The following is a 14819-nucleotide window of genomic DNA, read 5'->3' on the forward strand; positions in this document are numbered from 1 at the left end:
TCGCGTACCCTGAGCTACTCCGCCGGAACCGAGATCACGACCTCATCCGAGACGGCACCACGATCCTTGGGCAGCATCAATGCGGCAAAACAGGCGACGAGCGCCGCGCCACCCAGAACATAGTAGAGCCAGATGAATTCGCCGGTGCGTTCCTGAACGAAAGCCACCAGCTGCAGAGCGACCGGCGCGATGGTGAAGGCCAGAACGAACTTGATCCCGAAGGCCAGACTGCGGTGCTTTTGGGGGGCGTAACGGGCGAGCAGCATATTCTCCGCGGGCAAGGCAGCCACGTTTACCAGAACCGCCAGCATGGCCACGAAGATCAACGGAAGACCGGACATGGCACCGACCGCGATCAGGAGGGGAACCTGCAACAGGAATGCGCAGACGTAGATCGGCTTCAAAGGATAACGGTCGGCAAGGTGTCCGCCGTAAACCTGCATCACGGAGCTGACGGTGTAGACGGCGGCTATGGCGAAGCCAATGCCGAAGGCCCCGTCCCCGGCCAGGTCGCGCAAGCGCAGATCAAAAACCTTCGGCAGCGAGACCTGGGTCGATTGATAGAGCAGCCCCGTCAAGAGCATGGTCATCAGAAGAATCACGAAGACCCGGACCATATCGCCCCGCGCCACCGGCGCACTCTGGACCCGGTCTTCTCCATCGTCCACGACTAGGCCACGATGAACGCAGTACCATAGCGCCAGACCCGTCGCGACGCAGGCCACTCCGGGTACGAAGAAGGCCGCGCGCCAGGAATGGAAATCGATCAGCAGGCCCGCGATGAGACCGGCTCCGGCAACACCCAGGCCACCGAAGATCCCGTTGATGCCGAGCGCCTTGCCGCGCGATTCCGCATTGCGGACCAGCCAGGCGATGCCGACGGGATGATAAATCGCGGCGAAGAGACCAATGGCGGCAAGACCGACGGCCATCGCCATCGGCGCGGCCATGAAGCTGCAGGCAATCGCCGCGCCGCCCAGACCGATGTGATAGACCACCATCATACCCGGCGCCGACCAGCGGTCCGCCAGCCATCCGGCGGGAATAGCGCAGACACCCACCAGAATAGACCCGACCGTCCAGAGCCCGATGAGATTGTGATAAGGGATCGACCAATCGATCTCAATGGCCAGCACGACAACGAAATAGAGCGCCATGAAGAGATGAACGAAGGCATGCCCGATGCAGGAAAAAACCAGCGATAACTGGGCGGAAGCCTTGGTCACAATCAATCGTCCTCAGAGATTTCTGCGTTTCTGATACGCGCGGTCAGAACGTCGAAGACTATGGCTATACACGCCTGCGGTAGGCCCTACAAGCGGTCGAACTGCATGGCAGCTTTGCAGTCTTCCTTCCGGCACCCTGCCTCGGTTATGCCCAATTCCCGCCTGAATATCCCCATTCGCGGCCCCATTCAGGTCCAACTGTCCCGCCAGCATAGCCAGCATGGACGCCCCAGATCGACCAAAAGCCATGCGAGGAAAGACAGTGCAACAGAGCTTCGAGACCAGCGACAAGATTCCGCAAAATACCGGCCCCGGCCTGCCGCTCGGCAATCTCATCGAACCTATCGCAACCACCCTCGACGATATTGATCTTGAGCGCGTGGTTTGGGATCAGGAATACCGCGCCCAGGTCCGACACCTGCTCACGGGAGGGGCATTTGGCAGCAACGAGCGTTAAAGGCGACTGAGTGAGTATGCGGAGCCCCCCACCGAGTCACAGGCCGCCTCTTCCATGATCCAGTCCCGGAAATCCCGCTAGGCTGAATTCTCGAGTGCGCCTTGCGGGTAAGTCAGAGAGTAACCGTAGTCTTCAAGCTTGATATCGGAGATCGCGAAAAGCTGGCCCGCCGCCAGCTCGTTTTCGGCCAGAGCATCGTTCAGGGCAATCCCCTGCCCGTCAATCACCGCCTGGTCGCACCGCATGAAGAAACCCCTCGCACTGGTGCACCTGCACCCGGATGCCGCGGCGCCCGGAACCCGTCTGTCCGTTGCAGGTAAAGACTTCTCCTGCGAGGCGATCGTCGAGCCCATCCCATTTTTTGATCGCGACAAGTCTCGGACACAGGCTTAAAACCAGTTCCTCTATCTCTACATCAGAGACGAGGTCGCCGGTTCGATGATTATCCGCCCTTACCAGAAAAGAGACGCGGTGGCGCTCGCCGAGATCTTTCTGCGGGCCGTCGAACAGATCGGCAGCCGGCACTACACCCCTGATCAGGTCGCAGTCTGGGCCGCCCGCTGCCCGACACCAGAAGGTCTGGAGGAAATCATGCGGGATGGCCGCGCAAGGTTTGTCGCAATCGACGACGCACGTGGCCCTGTCGCCTTTAGCGACCTCAAGCCGGATGGGCATATCCACTTCCTCTACTGCGCGCCGGAGGCTGCAGGCAAAGGCATCACCACAGCCCTCTTCAGCGCTCTGGAGGAGTATGCACGCTTGCAGGGCATGACACGGCTAACCAGCGAAGCCAGTGAAGCCGCACGTCGGTTCTTTTTGAAACAAGGCTTCGTTGTGATGGAACGGCGCGACTTCGAACTGTCCGGCGTGGCGATCCACAACTATGCGGTCGAGAAAGTTCTTTCCAACGAGACGTCCGGCTGATCTTCTCGGATCGTCAGGCACTGATCTTCAAGCACTGGCCGAAAAGGCGAGCCTGCGGACCTTCTCGAGGCTTCAGCCCGTTGGTGGCGGCCCTTCCGGCGTCCCGACACAGATAACGTAGCCATCCGGATCGCGGAAATAGAGCTCCATCATGCCATACCACTGCAACGTCGGTCCTTTTACGAGTTGGTCTTCAGGGATCCGGTCGATGACATCTTTCGGGTGAAGGTCGCGAAAATAGATCGTGCCGGAGGCAGAGGGCGTTTGATCCGCGTTATAGACGGAAAGCTCATCAGCCAGCGAAGCCGCCGTCTGCAGCATCAGCTGTCCGCCGTTCCATTCCAGGATCGCAAAGGCCGCGCCCGCGGCGTCACTGCCGGACAGGATTTCCCGCTCCTGCGACACGGCCATGACGAGGGTCATGTCCAGCATATCGCGATAGAACGCAAGCGAGCGCTGCATATCTGTGACAAGTAGATTCGGAATGATCATAGCTGTCCTTGCACTGCTGGCTCCGAGACTAGAGCCTCTGCAACTGCGGTCAAATCAAGTATCACATATCGCAAAAAGCAACCAGCCGGACAAGTCGATGAGCCGGCTTCGCGCAAGACCAGCCCGTTTAGTAGGCCTTTGGTTTGCGGGCCGGTTCTTTTTTCGGTGCGGACGGCTTTTTAGCTTTGGCCGGCCCGGCGGTCGCCTCGGCGGCTTCTTTGTCGGCTGCTTCTTTCGCCAGACGTAAGGCGCGCAGCTTGGCGACGTGATCCGCCTCTGCTTTCCTCGCCTTTTCCTTATCTTTACCGGCTTGCGCTGCCTTCTTCTGCGTCGCGGCGAAGTGCTGCTCCGCCTGAGATCGAAGTGATTTTTGCATGACGGCTGTCCTCTGCGCTATTCGAGAGATACGGGCGGAGGGATCGTCCCGCAGCACCGACGCGGGACCGCTCGCAGATAAGTGCAAAAATCCTGTGGCGGCCAGACTTGCCGCATGTTTGATCGTATTTGCGTGCCGCTTTTACCGATCGACTGAAAAACAGAATGCGCTGTTTCCAGGATCGTTCTTTGCGTGATTTCAGGAGGTCACGAAACCGGTGCCTTGTCCTGCCTCGCGGGCTGCAATCGCCCTTTCTTTCGTGTGATGATCGCTCCCGACCTAAGCCGGAAGCGATCACCCGTATCTTCAGTCGATTACAGAGAGGTTCTCTGCAGAAGACTTGCCGTTCTGACCGGTCTGGACCTCGAACGAGACCTTCTGGCCTTCGTTGAGTGAGCTGAGACCAGCGCGCTCGACAGCAGAAATATGAACAAATGCGTCTTTCGAACCATCATCAGGCTCGATGAAACCATAACCCTTCGTCGGGTTGAACCACTTTACGGTGCCTTGGGCCATCGTCGTCTTCCTCTAACAGAAACAGTGATCTCGCATGCCGGATGCGGCAGTGACGTGATCGGGATAACGCTCACATTGTTAGGGGATAAAGAGGCTAATCGGCGAACCGGTTATTCAAATAACACAAAACAGATGCAACACGCTCGGACCACAATCATTGGGAATGGCCGGAAAGTCAACGCAACACTTGTTTTAAGTGGTATTTCGAGAGCGACGTCTTTAGCGAAGCTGTAAAACCGCGAAGGTTTCCGAGAGGCGTTTCAAAGCCAGCCTCTGCTCATCCGAAGGGCTGTCGTCCTCGACTGCAGCCACCCGCTCCGCCATCACCAGGAGCTCTTGGCGCTGCGCGTCGGAAATGCTCTTGGCCAGTCCTCTCGAGAGCCGCCGGATGACCTCATCGGGGTTGGCCAGTTGATGGGCCAGCCACCGGCCATAAGCGGTCATCTGCTCGGCATCCTTTTCCGACGCTTCAAAAACGCGCGCGCACTCGTCCTGGATCACCTTCATCTGCTCTCGCGTATAGTCACCATCCATTTTGGCGAACGCCACCAGTATACCCGCCGCCGCCAGGCGCGAATCTTCGACAACGTCGAGTGGATGTTTACCGGCAACGCGACGATAGCCGAAACGGCGCACCGCAGCGCGCGCATCATCCGCCACATCAATGAATTCCCGCGCCACCGAAGCGGCATTCCGCGTCCGCCAGACCCAGAAGGCAATTCCGCCAACAAGGGTCAAAATCCCTATCAGAATGTGCACGCCAACCCCAAAATCTACTCTGAATAAATTAAGTCCGGAACTTACCGAACAACCATTGATTTAGAAAGCGGGCTCTCCGGCAAAAGAATTTTCAGAAATCCGACCAGGCAGAAGCACCTTATTTTCAGATAACTGTCGGACAATCATGATGTTTTGAACCAGGAGAGACCCCTAAACTCAGTCGGTAGACACTTCGATTCGGGAAATCAACTATTTAGGTCTCCCCAAAGGCCGGAGCACCAACAAAACGGTGCAATTAAGCTGGGTTTTCTGCCCGCGCCACTCTTTCTAAACGCCTTAATATCTCTTAACATGTCCCTACGAACATAAGACTTTTGGGGATACTTCATATGGCGGATGAAGAAACACGGGCTGAAGCGAACAGCCGTTGCATGCTCGAGACGGGAGCTCTCCGGAATGTTGCTTAAACGCCCACAACGCCCATCTCGCGCGCAAAAAGCCTGGCTTCGTCGCGGGCTCGACCAGCCTGGCGGCAAACTGCCGTTGTTCAATCGCGAGGGCCAGGAGTACTCCTCGAGAACCATCAAAAGCTGTATCGAGCAGGGCTGGGCCGAACCCTGGTTTAACAATCCTCTCAAGCCCGACTGGCTGGTCTGCAAGCTGACCGACTCGGGACGCCTGATCGTTTCGCTGCCTGATGCCAAATCCGACAAAACGAGATCTGAAGTCTCAAAAAATCAAGCGCAGGCCATAAATGGCACAACACAATCTCAGATATCTCTCATCTAGGATTTTTCTCGTTAAAACGACCTATATTGAATGCCAAACAACGCGCACAGAATATTGATATTAAACGCCTCAATAGCTTTCAGTCATCGCCCAAACAAATTGGTCTTATAAAAATACCATAAGACCAAACACACCCGAATCTATTGATTCTGTAGCGTTCAAGCTGCAGGCAACCAATTGTTTTACTTGCCATTGATCGCAAAATTTCGTCTAACTTGGGTCCGTGTTCAATGAGTTGCTTTCTTTAATACACAAACACAGTATTAACCCCAATATGCTAGCCTGCAGCATTCGTGGTATCGAAGACGACAAAGATATCTGCTTAGGGGACCCGGGAGGAGACAGCATCGGACTCTGTTCGATAGGCCTGCTGAACGGCATTAAGATATGCCTCAGGGGCTTTGCGGGAAGATCCGATGGGACGCCAACAACGAGGTCAACGCGGAGTCGATCGTAATGCTTTATGCATACCATGAGATGAACAACGCTGCGCTCGCGCCGATGCGGGCGTTCGCCAAAGCGACACGCAGCATGTTCCAGCATCCCATGGTGCCCCTCTCCTACACCAGTATTGGTCAGGCCTTCGCTGCCGGCGCGGATGTCCTGGACGGAGCCATCAAGCACCGTGGAAAACCTGCCTGGGGCATTCAGGACACCGAAATCAATGGAAGCCGCGTTGCAGTGACCGAGAAGGTTGTGCTGCACCGGAGCTTTGGCGATCTGCTGCACTTCGAGCGCAAGACCAAAGTGAAATCCCCGAAAGTTCTTCTTGTCGCCCCGATGTCCGGACATCACGCCACGCTGCTCAGAGGCACGGTGAAGGCTTTGCTGCCCGAGCATGAGGTTTACATCACGGATTGGACGGACGCACGGATCGTGCCCGAGAGCGAGGGACGTTTTGGGCTCGATGACTATATTGCTTATCTGATGGAATTTATCCAAACACTCGGCGATGACGTGCATGTCATTGCGGTCTGCCAACCCGCCCCGATCGTGCTGGCAACCGTTGCCTTGATGGCGGCGAACGACGACGCCTGTCAGCCCCTTTCGATGACCCTAATGGGCGGTCCTGTCGATGCGGCAGCGTCCGAGACCGAAGTGACCCGTCTGGCCGCAAGCCGTCCTCTGGGTTGGTTCAAGCGCAATATGATCGCCAAGGTGCCACTCTATTACCCCGGAGCGACCCGGTCGGTTTATCCCGGCTTCATGCAACTGGGCGCCTTTATCTCCATGAATGCCATGCGGCACGTCAATGCCCACGTCCAGATGTTTCACCACCTCATCGAGGGCGACGGCGACTCAGCCGAAGCGCACCGGCGCTTCTACGACGAGTATCTCTCGGTTATGGATATTACGGCTGAGTTTTACCTGGAGACCCTGGATTGCGTCTTCCAGAAGCACAGCCTCGCCAACGGAACCATGAAATGGCGTGATCAGCTGGTTGAGCCCGCGAAGATCAAGAAAACCGCGCTGATGACGGTGGAGGGTGAACTCGACGACATCTCTTCGCCGGCTCAAACCGAGGCCGCGCATGATCTCTGCTCGAGCATTCCGGAAGAAAAACGCGCCCATCATCTTCAAAAGAAGGTCGGTCACTACGGCATCTTCAATGGCCGCCGCTGGCGTGAGAATATCCGTCCGAAGATCACCGAGTTCATCCGCAAGAACGACCCGGCATTTTAACGCCTGAAAAATCGCAACCAGGCCGCGGTGAGGCTATCGCTCCCCTACCGGACGCTACCATACGCGTGCTTGAGTTTCCGTTCCTTGCGAAGCGCCGGACAGCCTGCGATCCCCCGTTAAAGTTTCCTACACCATAATGCGAATACCCTACCGCTGTGAGTTGACAGGGCGCTTCGCCCTTTCCGGCCCGCGCCTTCATGTCTTCCTCCGGAAACACCAGGCGCCGAACCCGGAACAAAAACCGGTGGTAGAGACAAAATGACCTTTGCAGAGAAATCGAGAGCTATCCGGCCCTTTGCGCTGATTTCGCTCCTGACCCTTGGCGGCCTGACAGGCTGTCAGCAGACCTACGACGACACCAAAGGCTGGGGAAACGACGTCGAGGCCTGGTTCCGCGAAGATTTCATAAAGGATGTCAAGGCCTCCATCGATGATATCGGCGAGGAAATCTCAGGTCTTTCGGGCGCTGAAACGGCACAGAGCACAGCCACGCCAGACTCTGTGGCCGTGCCACAAACGGCTGATGCCGAAAAGTCCGCAGCGGAAACCCTAAGCGAGGGGATGACTGCAAGCCCCGAGACCATTAGCGAACAAGGCCGCGAGACACAGGTTGCAAGCACAGCGCCTGAAATTCCCTCGGTCACCACGGATGCGCCCGCGCAGGAAACCCCTAAACCTGCCGCCACCAGCCAGACCGCACGGCCGAACCTCTATCCGCAAACCGCAGGCAAACCACCTGCCGAAACCGCGAAGGCCGAGACCGCACCGGCAAAACCGAAACCTGCCGTCAAGCAGGTGGCAGGCAAGCAGAAAGCCGATATGGCGCTGCACCTCTCCTCGAACAAAACCAAGGAGTCGGCAATGCGGGAGTGGACCGAGCTGAAGAAGGCCTTCCCTGATCAGTTAGGTGGCTTGAACCTCGAGATTGCCCGCACGGACCTGGGCAAAAAAGGCGTCTTTTTCCGGGTGATGGCCGGCCCTTTTGCTGACAAACCTGCTGCCGCCCGTGTCTGCTCCGAGTTGAAGAAAAAAGAGCAGTACTGCGCTGTGATGCAGGCGCCTGCGGGGCAATCACAAGCCCAGAGCGCCCGAATCGAGAGCCAGGGTTAGCACTCGTCCTTAGTGGTTTTCCAAGAAGGAAATGATCGCATCTTTTGCCCGCTCCGCATTTTTCAGGATCGGCGAATTGACGATGGCGTGACCGTTTCCCGGCAGAACCAGTGACGTGGCATCCGGGCGGCCATTAAAGACCTGGCCGCAGTGCTCCCCGCGTTTCGCGGCATACCAGGGATCTTCACCGCCCAAAATAGCCAAGACCGGCACCGTGACATCGGATTTGATCCCAATGTTGGGCGGCCGGCCCTGACAGTGCCACCCGGTGATGACCAACCCGGCTAGACCATTCCCCGGATAGTTCGCGACCGCCATGCCGCCCTCGCTGAAGCCCATGACAAAGACCCGTGACTGATCGATCCAAGGCAGGCCGCGCACCTGCTCCAAAGCATAGCGGATCTCCTCCACCCGATAGCTGTGGGCTTCGGGCGCCAGCGAAGTGCGATGCTCTTCCAGTGAGCAATTGGAGCGGCGGCGCGCGCGGGCAAAGCTGTCTGGAAAAAAGGTGGCGTAGCCGGCTTCCATAAACATCAGACGGGCGGCTTCTTCTTCACGGGCAATGCCGCTGCAGCCGTGCAGAAAAATGATGGCGGCCATATCCGTACCGTCGGGTATCCTTTGAAGTCCTCTCTGAACTAAGGTGTCCCGCCACTTGCCGAGGATCGGACGCCCGCCAAAGATATGGCCGGGGATAGACACATATGCACGTTGCCATGTCGCGCTGACGTCGGCGTGGGCCTGCGGTGACCCATAGAGCATACCCAAGACTAATCCGGCGACGACTCCCATCATCCGCCTGCATCTCGTCTCCCACCGACCCATACTGCCGCCTCTACCGCTTCGCTTGCCTGAAATTGTATGCGTGATTACAATAACAGCTGATTCGGTGAATGCGGTGTTAAAACGCAGCGTATTGAATTTGGGGGCAGAATTTATGACTTTTCGACGTGATGCAGCCACAGTCTCAGGGTTTGTCGGCGCTGCCATTGTGATGTCGTCTCCGGCCTGGTCTCAAATGACCCCGCCCCCAGCGGGCGCCAAGTACACCTTCGAGTGTTCATCGAGCGTGAATGCAAACTACGAAGAAGTCTATTCGATCCTGTCCAGTGATGGCTCAACGCTCCGCGTAGAGGTCGACGATGGTATCGAACGCAACTGGTATGAAAAGCCCCTCTATCTGCTGAATACGACCATCGCATCGAAGCAGATGATTCGAGGCCAGGAATCCTCGATGTTCAACATTCCCAGTGAGTTCAAGCAACTGCAATCGCTGGAAGTCGGCGGCAAATACTCGGGTTACGTCATTGAACGGCGGCCTAGGGAACGGCTTGAGTGGGACTACACCCTATCGGTCCTCGGCCGCGAGACCGTATATAACCGTGCTTTCGGCGACCTCAAGGTCATCACCCTGTCGGAGGCCCGCTGGGTGAACGTCTATTCTTCAAATCTCGATGTGCGTTATGCCCCGGAGCTGAGCTTTCCTCTGAGCTGGGAGTACAAGGATTCGAACGGCGCAGAGATCACCTGCGAACTTGCCGCGGCGGAAGGTCTTGACGGTATTCCGGTCGTGGCCCGGCCCGAGGCGCCCGGGACAGTGGTCGGTTCACAGATCGCGGTTGTCAAGAGCCCGCAGCGAATGCGTTCAATAGTCAATGCAAACGTCCGCGAGGAGCCCTCCCGCGCCGCCGCCCGGATCGGCCGTCTCGGCAATGGAACCCGAATTTCCGTTTCGGGTTATGTCGACGTCAGTGGTGAGCGCTGGTACGCCCTTCCCCTGGACAATGGCACCACCGGTTATGTCTTCAGCGGTGTGTTGAAGGAAGCAAATGCGCCTGCGACTTCACCGGCAGCGGCCGCCGCCCTGGCTCCCGCTTCCAAACCTGCTGTGCAACCGGCGGCGAAACCGCAGCCCGCGCAGGGCGCCACACAGACCGCGGCCGTAAGAGCACCGGCTCCCACACCTGCACCCGCCGCGGCAGACACTCCGGAGCGCCTGAAAAAACTCGATGAATTGCGGCGCCTTGATCTGATTTCGGAAGCCGAGTACCAGCAAAAACGAAAAGACCTGCTCGGCTCGGGAAAGTCTGTCGGCATTGCCGACCAGCTCAGACAAACCAACGCGCAGTTTCGTCAGGGCAAGATCAATCCGGAAGAGTTTGTCAAAACACGCGCCGGCATTCTCGCAAAGATAAATACGCAGGACATGGACGCAAAGCAGGGTCTGGTTCTGCTGAACGATTTGATCAACGAACGACTGATCTCGGAAGCTGAGTACAGCCGAAAACGCGCCACTATGCTTGATGCTCTCTAGAGCGCGTCATGTTTTAACGGAAACGCTCTGTGTTTTCGCTGAAACATGTGAACCCGCTCTACAACATATAGTTAGAGCAGATTCACCGGTACGACGGATCGCCAAAGGCGATTCCATCTAAACCGGATCTGCTCTAGATCAGAGCAAACATAGATAGAACCGCTGCCGGCGGAACCATCCTGCCTGTAAATCTGATTTCACTGTAAGCCTGAGGCCGGCTCTGCAGCCCCCTTATTGCGGGCGCGCCGCAAAGACAAAGTCACCACCTTCGTGACCGGCGAACCTCAGGTCGGCATAGTCGGGCGTCTGATTTGCGGCAAGCATAACCGGACGCCTGACCTGCAAGGCCAGCTCCGTGCCCTTCATCCGCCCCTTGTTCGACCTCAGTGCCTCCAGCACCGCTTTGGCGAAGACCGAGTGGTTCCCGCCACCGCCATCGACGACCGGTTCCAGTCCTCCCGAGGTCAGCACGACACGGACACGCTTTTGCGCAAGCTTCTGTTCCGCTTCAGGGCCGCGCAGCGTCACCTTCAAGCCCCGGGTCAGGGTCCCTGAATAACAGCTGTCCACGATCAGCATGGCATGCTTGGCCTCGATCGCCTTCAGGCTGTCTGTGATCGTAACGTTCGAGAGCCAGCTGACCTGACTCTCACCCGAAGCGTCTACCGGCAGCCAGAAGCCGCGGTCGGACTCCGTATCGAGATAACCGTGGCCTGCATAGTAAATCAGAAGATTATCTTTGTCGGTCAGGGACTTTCGATAATCGTCGAGCGCCCGGATAATGTCGGCGCGTGTCGCATCGAGCAACAGATTGACCTTGTAACCGTAGTCCTTGGCCAGAACATCACCAATGACGCGCGCGTCATTGATTGCGGTCTCCAGGCGCGGCAGGTGCTGGTAGGCGTTGATGCCGATCACCAGCGCGTGGTAACGGCCAAGCCCCGGCACATCCACCGGCTCCGCCGCGGGTGAGGTCTCCTGTGGTTTTTTCAGCGTGCCGAGTGTTGGAGCCGCAGCATCTGGGTTCTGCGCATCTGGGTTCTGCGCATCTGGGTTCTGCGCATCTGGACTCCGCGCATCTGGACTCCGCGCGTCTGGTTTCGGAGGCGCCTGAAGCGCAACCTGCGTACTCGACCGTACAAGATCGCCGAAAACATAGCCGATACGCTCGTCTTGTGTACTGACCATGACCCAGTTTTTGCCGACAACCCGTCCCAAAACCGTGATCTTCTCGCCCCGGCGCAATCCACCGATCCGGCCCGCGCCGGCGGCGGGCGCAGCCCTGATGTTTGCGTTTGTCGCAGCGGTATAAATCGCAAACTCCGGCACGATGTCGGGCCGTTCAAGCTCCGCGGCCGGGGGATCAGCCGGCTTACTCCCAGCGGCTTCTCTCTGCGCTTCGCTCAAAGGTTCTGCGGGTTTCGCGACAGCCGCCACCTCGGCGCCGCCCGGGCGGTAGCTCGTATCGACATCATCGCCTGGCGGTGGTGTATAGACCGGATCAACGGCAGACGTCCGCTCTGGCGTCTCCTCTAGCGATGCAACGTTCCCACTCGCTCCTGCCCCTGATGAAGCGCGGACTGCAACCACAGACTCTTCCTGCGAGAGAGAACGCCAGGCATCTATTCTATTATCGACTGACGCAATTTGACCCGAAGACAGCCGTTTTCGGGTCCGGTCCACGCCATTGCGTGCCGTTGATGCCAGATCGTCACGGCGCGCCTGAGTCGCAAGACGGTACCAATAGAAAGCCTCTTCGAGATTCCGCCCGACCCCCTTTCCATTTTCATAGAGGAACGCCAGGTTGATCTGACCGAGCGCCCAGCCCTGCTCCGCTGCCAAGCGATACCATCGAGCAGCTTCCCGCTCGTCACGTGGAACGCCGTCGCCCTTCTCGTAAAGAACGCCCAGGTCATTCTGCGCGCGGGCAAAGCCTTTCGCAGCCGCCTTGCTAAACCACTCGACGGCTCGGGTCATATCGCGGGGCACCTTGGAATCGCCCTGCTGATAGACCAAACCCACTTTATACTCGGAGAGGGCATAGCCCCGGCTGGCCGAAGGCATGAACCATCTCAGGGCTTCGGTCAGGTCGCGCTTCACGCCCCAGCCCTCAAGATACATCTCCGCAAGATGGGTCTGGGAACTGACGTCGTCCAGATCGGCGCCACGCCGGTACCACTTCAGGGCTTCAGCCAGATTTCCCAGATCGAATTGATAGGTGCCGCCAATGTTGGCGAAAGCCGCCAGATAGCCTTTCTCCGCAACATCGAAGAGATAGGGCAAGCCCTCATCTCTGCGGTTTGCGCGCAAGAGGGCGCGCCCCAACTGGTATTGGAACCTGAGTTCTTGGGGATGCAACTGCACCGCATCTTCGCAGGCCCGGACCGCCGCCCGGCCGTCCACCAGATCCCAGGCGACGCCATCAACAACGCGTGCGGTATCTGCGGGATGAGCCGCCAATCGGTCGCAAGCCAGGACCGGTGCGGCAGGCTGGGCGCCAGACTGGGCGGGGGCCTGTGCTCCAAACGACCCTGTACCAGCCGCGATCAGTAACGTGACGACTATGAAGCGGTAAAGCCTAAACACCGGTAACTGTCCAAAATCCGTGCGGGGCCTGCAGCATCGTTGGGCGGTTACCAGCCACCGCCGCCGCCTCCACCGCCTCCGCCACCACCTCCACCACCTCCACCACCTCCACCGCCGCCGCCTCCACCGCCGCCCTCTTTGCCATCGCCGCCACCTTCAAGGCCGGATCCGGCGCGGGCGATCGGGTTGTAGGGCTGGTGACGCTTATGGCCGGACGGCGCAGGGATTTGCATGGCGAGCTGCTGATCGGCAGGGAAGCTCCGGGCGGTCCCGGAAATGCTGTTTTGCGGTGCGGAGGCCGCTTCAAGTACCGAATGAGCGGATTGACAGGCTGCGAGCGCAGAGCTGCCGAAGGCCGCAGCCGCCCCTGCAAAGATCAGGCTGGTTACGCAAACCGCCTTCGATTTCTGGAATTTAGTTCCCATGACCCTACTCCTCGCAGAAGACAATACCGCGTGATGACGGCGGCGCGCATTCATATGCACGCATCCAACTATACCTGCTTTTTCGTGAAGAGTTACAGAAATTCCTGGCCTGCATTGCTCTGCGGCAGGGTCAAACACCCCAAAGGGCTACTCTCGGGCAGATCACCCCGATCAGATACAATTCAGCATTGAAAGGGGTCTGCAATCAAACGTCTCTCGTGCAGACTGCTTGAACGGATCAGATTGGTCGACCGGAAAACCGCTCATCGCGCCTCCAGTTCTGTCCGGCTCTAAGCAGGCCAGCCGGATCAACCGATCAGAACGGTCGGACAGCCAATCACAATCGTACCGCCATGAGACATGGTGTCACCCATGCGCGCAGCGGGCATCTTACCGATCAGGACCGTCACGGAGCCTTTGGCGATCATATCCGGGGGGCCGACACAGGTTGCCATATCAGTCGCCCTGGCTGCGGGCATTTTACCGATCATCACGGTTGGTTGACCCTTGATAATCGGCCCGCCCACATGCGGCACCACCCCCGTCACCATGGGACAGACATGCATGTCGGTCATCCGCGCAGCCGGTTGTCCCATGCTATCCCTCTCGCCTCTCTCGCGCCGCTTCGCGCAGCGCCAAATTCAGGTTTTTTACTTCACTGTGATCGTGATCTTCTTTGAAATGACCGGCGGGTCGTGCGGCACGTGGTTGTGGTCGCCCAACATCAGTTGAAGCGTATGTACCCCCGGCTCCAACTCGATCACCGTTTCCGTTTGTCCGGCCCCGAAGTGCAGATGGTTGTTGTCCGCCGGAATGTCCTCGTCAAAGGGGGGCAGATCACGGTCGATAATCAAATGGTGGTGCCCGGCATTCGGCCATTCCACACCCGCCGGCGCGAGCCCCATGTTGCGCAGACCGAACCAGACCCGGAAGCGGCGGTTATTGATGACCTCGCCGTCATTCGGCCAGCCGATATAGAGATATGCGTTCTCGGGCGCAGGCGTATCACCAGCCAGCGCCGGTTGCGCCAGCACTGCCGGCAAAGCAAGCAGAGGCGCCGCAAGAAGGGTGGCCAGGGCAAACTTTTTCATTCTATTCGATCCTTTTACCTAACCGCTCTCTGACGCCGGCTAAGAAAATGAAAGCCTGTGCGGAGCGCGGATTTTCCGACATACAGAGTTGAATTCCGTTCTCTCCAGGT

General features: G+C 58.1%; 18 protein-coding genes. 7 read left to right on the forward strand and 11 right to left on the reverse strand.

Annotated features, from left to right (window positions below):
* Positions 1-14: 14 nt before the first annotated feature.
* On the reverse strand, positions 15-1226 hold the full coding sequence (locus FKG95_RS09590; RefSeq protein ID WP_142896138.1) for an MFS transporter: 1212 nt from the start codon (positions 1224-1226) through the stop codon (positions 15-17).
* A 220-nt stretch (positions 1227-1446) separates the two neighbouring features.
* Between FKG95_RS09590 and FKG95_RS09595 the strand changes: the two genes are divergently transcribed.
* Positions 1447-1683 carry a hypothetical protein gene (locus FKG95_RS09595; protein WP_142896139.1) on the forward strand — a complete coding sequence of 79 codons (237 nt, stop codon included), beginning with the start codon at positions 1447-1449 and terminating at the stop codon, positions 1681-1683.
* Between the two features lie 77 nt (positions 1684-1760).
* Here FKG95_RS09595 and FKG95_RS29610 read toward each other — a convergent pair whose 3' ends face one another.
* Positions 1761-1928 carry a type 2 periplasmic-binding domain-containing protein gene (locus tag FKG95_RS29610; protein WP_179954020.1) on the reverse strand — a complete coding sequence of 56 codons (168 nt, stop codon included), beginning with the start codon at positions 1926-1928 and terminating at the stop codon, positions 1761-1763.
* Here FKG95_RS29610 and FKG95_RS29615 point away from each other — a divergent pair.
* Both FKG95_RS29615 and FKG95_RS09600 read left to right on the forward strand, forming a co-directional pair.
* Entirely contained in the window at positions 1927-2076 is a 150-nt protein-coding gene (locus tag FKG95_RS29615; protein ID WP_179954021.1) for a hypothetical protein, read from the forward strand. The two genes, FKG95_RS29610 and FKG95_RS29615, sit on opposite strands and share 2 nt — an antisense overlap.
* 45 nt (positions 2077-2121) lie before the next feature.
* Positions 2122-2607, forward strand: coding sequence for a GNAT family N-acetyltransferase (locus FKG95_RS09600; protein ID WP_142896140.1), 486 nt, complete (start codon positions 2122-2124; stop codon positions 2605-2607).
* Positions 2608-2679: 72 nt separating this feature from the next.
* On the opposite strand, the gene FKG95_RS09605 is transcribed toward FKG95_RS09600, so the two are convergent.
* The 4 genes from FKG95_RS09605 to FKG95_RS09620 form a co-directional block, all read right to left on the reverse strand.
* Complete coding sequence (locus FKG95_RS09605; protein ID WP_142896141.1) at positions 2680-3099, reverse strand: VOC family protein; 420 nt, start codon at positions 3097-3099, stop codon at positions 2680-2682.
* A gap of 127 nt (positions 3100-3226) precedes the next feature.
* On the reverse strand, positions 3227-3475 hold the full coding sequence (locus FKG95_RS09610) for a hypothetical protein (RefSeq protein ID WP_142896142.1): 249 nt from the start codon (positions 3473-3475) through the stop codon (positions 3227-3229).
* Between the two features lie 306 nt (positions 3476-3781).
* On the reverse strand, positions 3782-3991 hold the full coding sequence (locus FKG95_RS09615) for a cold-shock protein (RefSeq protein ID WP_142896143.1): 210 nt from the start codon (positions 3989-3991) through the stop codon (positions 3782-3784).
* A gap of 219 nt (positions 3992-4210) precedes the next feature.
* Positions 4211-4750 carry a TerB family tellurite resistance protein gene (locus FKG95_RS09620; RefSeq protein WP_142896144.1) on the reverse strand — a complete coding sequence of 180 codons (540 nt, stop codon included), beginning with the start codon at positions 4748-4750 and terminating at the stop codon, positions 4211-4213.
* A 417-nt stretch (positions 4751-5167) separates the two neighbouring features.
* Here FKG95_RS09620 and FKG95_RS09625 point away from each other — a divergent pair, with 417 nt between their 5' ends.
* The 3 genes from FKG95_RS09625 to FKG95_RS09635 all read left to right on the forward strand — a co-directional run bounded on the left by FKG95_RS09625 (position 5168) and on the right by FKG95_RS09635 (position 8293).
* Entirely contained in the window at positions 5168-5500 is a 333-nt protein-coding gene (locus FKG95_RS09625) for a hypothetical protein (RefSeq protein WP_142896145.1), read from the forward strand.
* 387 nt (positions 5501-5887) lie between these two features.
* Entirely contained in the window at positions 5888-7183 is a 1296-nt protein-coding gene (locus FKG95_RS09630; RefSeq protein WP_342779217.1) for a polyhydroxyalkanoate depolymerase, read from the forward strand.
* 258 nt (positions 7184-7441) lie between these two features.
* Entirely contained in the window at positions 7442-8293 is an 852-nt protein-coding gene (locus FKG95_RS09635; protein ID WP_142896146.1) for an SPOR domain-containing protein, read from the forward strand.
* 9 nt (positions 8294-8302) lie between these two features.
* Here FKG95_RS09635 and FKG95_RS09640 read toward each other — a convergent pair whose 3' ends face one another.
* A complete protein-coding gene (locus FKG95_RS09640) occupies positions 8303-9088 on the reverse strand; it encodes a dienelactone hydrolase family protein (RefSeq protein WP_179954022.1) in 786 nt (261 codons plus the stop codon).
* Between the two features lie 142 nt (positions 9089-9230).
* Here FKG95_RS09640 and FKG95_RS09645 point away from each other — a divergent pair, with 142 nt between their 5' ends.
* Positions 9231-10607 (forward strand): SH3 domain-containing protein, encoded by a 1377-nt coding sequence (locus tag FKG95_RS09645; protein WP_142896148.1) that lies wholly within the window; start codon positions 9231-9233, stop codon positions 10605-10607.
* Between the two features lie 231 nt (positions 10608-10838).
* Here FKG95_RS09645 and FKG95_RS30320 read toward each other — a convergent pair whose 3' ends face one another.
* The 4 genes from FKG95_RS30320 to FKG95_RS09665 all read right to left on the reverse strand — a co-directional run bounded on the left by FKG95_RS30320 (position 10839) and on the right by FKG95_RS09665 (position 14709).
* Entirely contained in the window at positions 10839-13193 is a 2355-nt protein-coding gene (locus tag FKG95_RS30320) for a caspase family protein (protein ID WP_142896149.1), read from the reverse strand.
* A gap of 47 nt (positions 13194-13240) precedes the next feature.
* A complete protein-coding gene (locus tag FKG95_RS09655; RefSeq protein WP_142896150.1) occupies positions 13241-13618 on the reverse strand; it encodes a hypothetical protein in 378 nt (125 codons plus the stop codon).
* A 308-nt stretch (positions 13619-13926) separates the two neighbouring features.
* Complete coding sequence (locus FKG95_RS09660) at positions 13927-14214, reverse strand: PAAR domain-containing protein (RefSeq protein WP_142896151.1); 288 nt, start codon at positions 14212-14214, stop codon at positions 13927-13929.
* A gap of 54 nt (positions 14215-14268) precedes the next feature.
* The gene (locus FKG95_RS09665; RefSeq protein WP_142896152.1) at positions 14269-14709 is read right to left on the reverse strand and encodes a DUF4399 domain-containing protein; all 441 of its coding nucleotides are present in this window, start codon (positions 14707-14709) and stop codon (positions 14269-14271) included.
* Positions 14710-14819 lie beyond the last annotated feature (110 nt).

It is taken from the genome of Denitrobaculum tricleocarpae (assembly GCF_007004665.1).
In the GTDB taxonomy this organism is placed as follows: domain Bacteria; phylum Pseudomonadota; class Alphaproteobacteria; order Kiloniellales; family Kiloniellaceae; genus Denitrobaculum; species Denitrobaculum tricleocarpae.

Coding starts and splice junctions, on each gene's coding strand:
- FKG95_RS09600 (WP_142896140.1), top strand. CDS start 2,122: ATGATTATCCGCCCTTACCAGAAAAGAGACGCGGTGGCGCTCGCCGAG.
- FKG95_RS09630 (WP_342779217.1), top strand. CDS start 5,888: ATGCCTCAGGGGCTTTGCGGGAAGATCCGATGGGACGCCAACAACGAG.
- FKG95_RS09605 (WP_142896141.1), bottom strand. CDS start 3,099: ATGATCATTCCGAATCTACTTGTCACAGATATGCAGCGCTCGCTTGCG.
- FKG95_RS09625 (WP_142896145.1), top strand. CDS start 5,168: ATGTTGCTTAAACGCCCACAACGCCCATCTCGCGCGCAAAAAGCCTGG.
- FKG95_RS09655 (WP_142896150.1), bottom strand. CDS start 13,618: ATGGGAACTAAATTCCAGAAATCGAAGGCGGTTTGCGTAACCAGCCTG.
- FKG95_RS29610 (WP_179954020.1), bottom strand. CDS start 1,928: ATGCGGTGCGACCAGGCGGTGATTGACGGGCAGGGGATTGCCCTGAAC.
- FKG95_RS09610 (WP_142896142.1), bottom strand. CDS start 3,475: ATGCAAAAATCACTTCGATCTCAGGCGGAGCAGCACTTCGCCGCGACG.
- FKG95_RS29615 (WP_179954021.1), top strand. CDS start 1,927: ATGAAGAAACCCCTCGCACTGGTGCACCTGCACCCGGATGCCGCGGCG.
- FKG95_RS09640 (WP_179954022.1), bottom strand. CDS start 9,088: ATGATGGGAGTCGTCGCCGGATTAGTCTTGGGTATGCTCTATGGGTCA.
- FKG95_RS09615 (WP_142896143.1), bottom strand. CDS start 3,991: ATGGCCCAAGGCACCGTAAAGTGGTTCAACCCGACGAAGGGTTATGGT.
- FKG95_RS09645 (WP_142896148.1), top strand. CDS start 9,231: ATGACTTTTCGACGTGATGCAGCCACAGTCTCAGGGTTTGTCGGCGCT.
- FKG95_RS09660 (WP_142896151.1), bottom strand. CDS start 14,214: ATGGGACAACCGGCTGCGCGGATGACCGACATGCATGTCTGTCCCATG.
- FKG95_RS09635 (WP_142896146.1), top strand. CDS start 7,442: ATGACCTTTGCAGAGAAATCGAGAGCTATCCGGCCCTTTGCGCTGATT.
- FKG95_RS09665 (WP_142896152.1), bottom strand. CDS start 14,709: ATGAAAAAGTTTGCCCTGGCCACCCTTCTTGCGGCGCCTCTGCTTGCT.
- FKG95_RS09595 (WP_142896139.1), top strand. CDS start 1,447: ATGGACGCCCCAGATCGACCAAAAGCCATGCGAGGAAAGACAGTGCAA.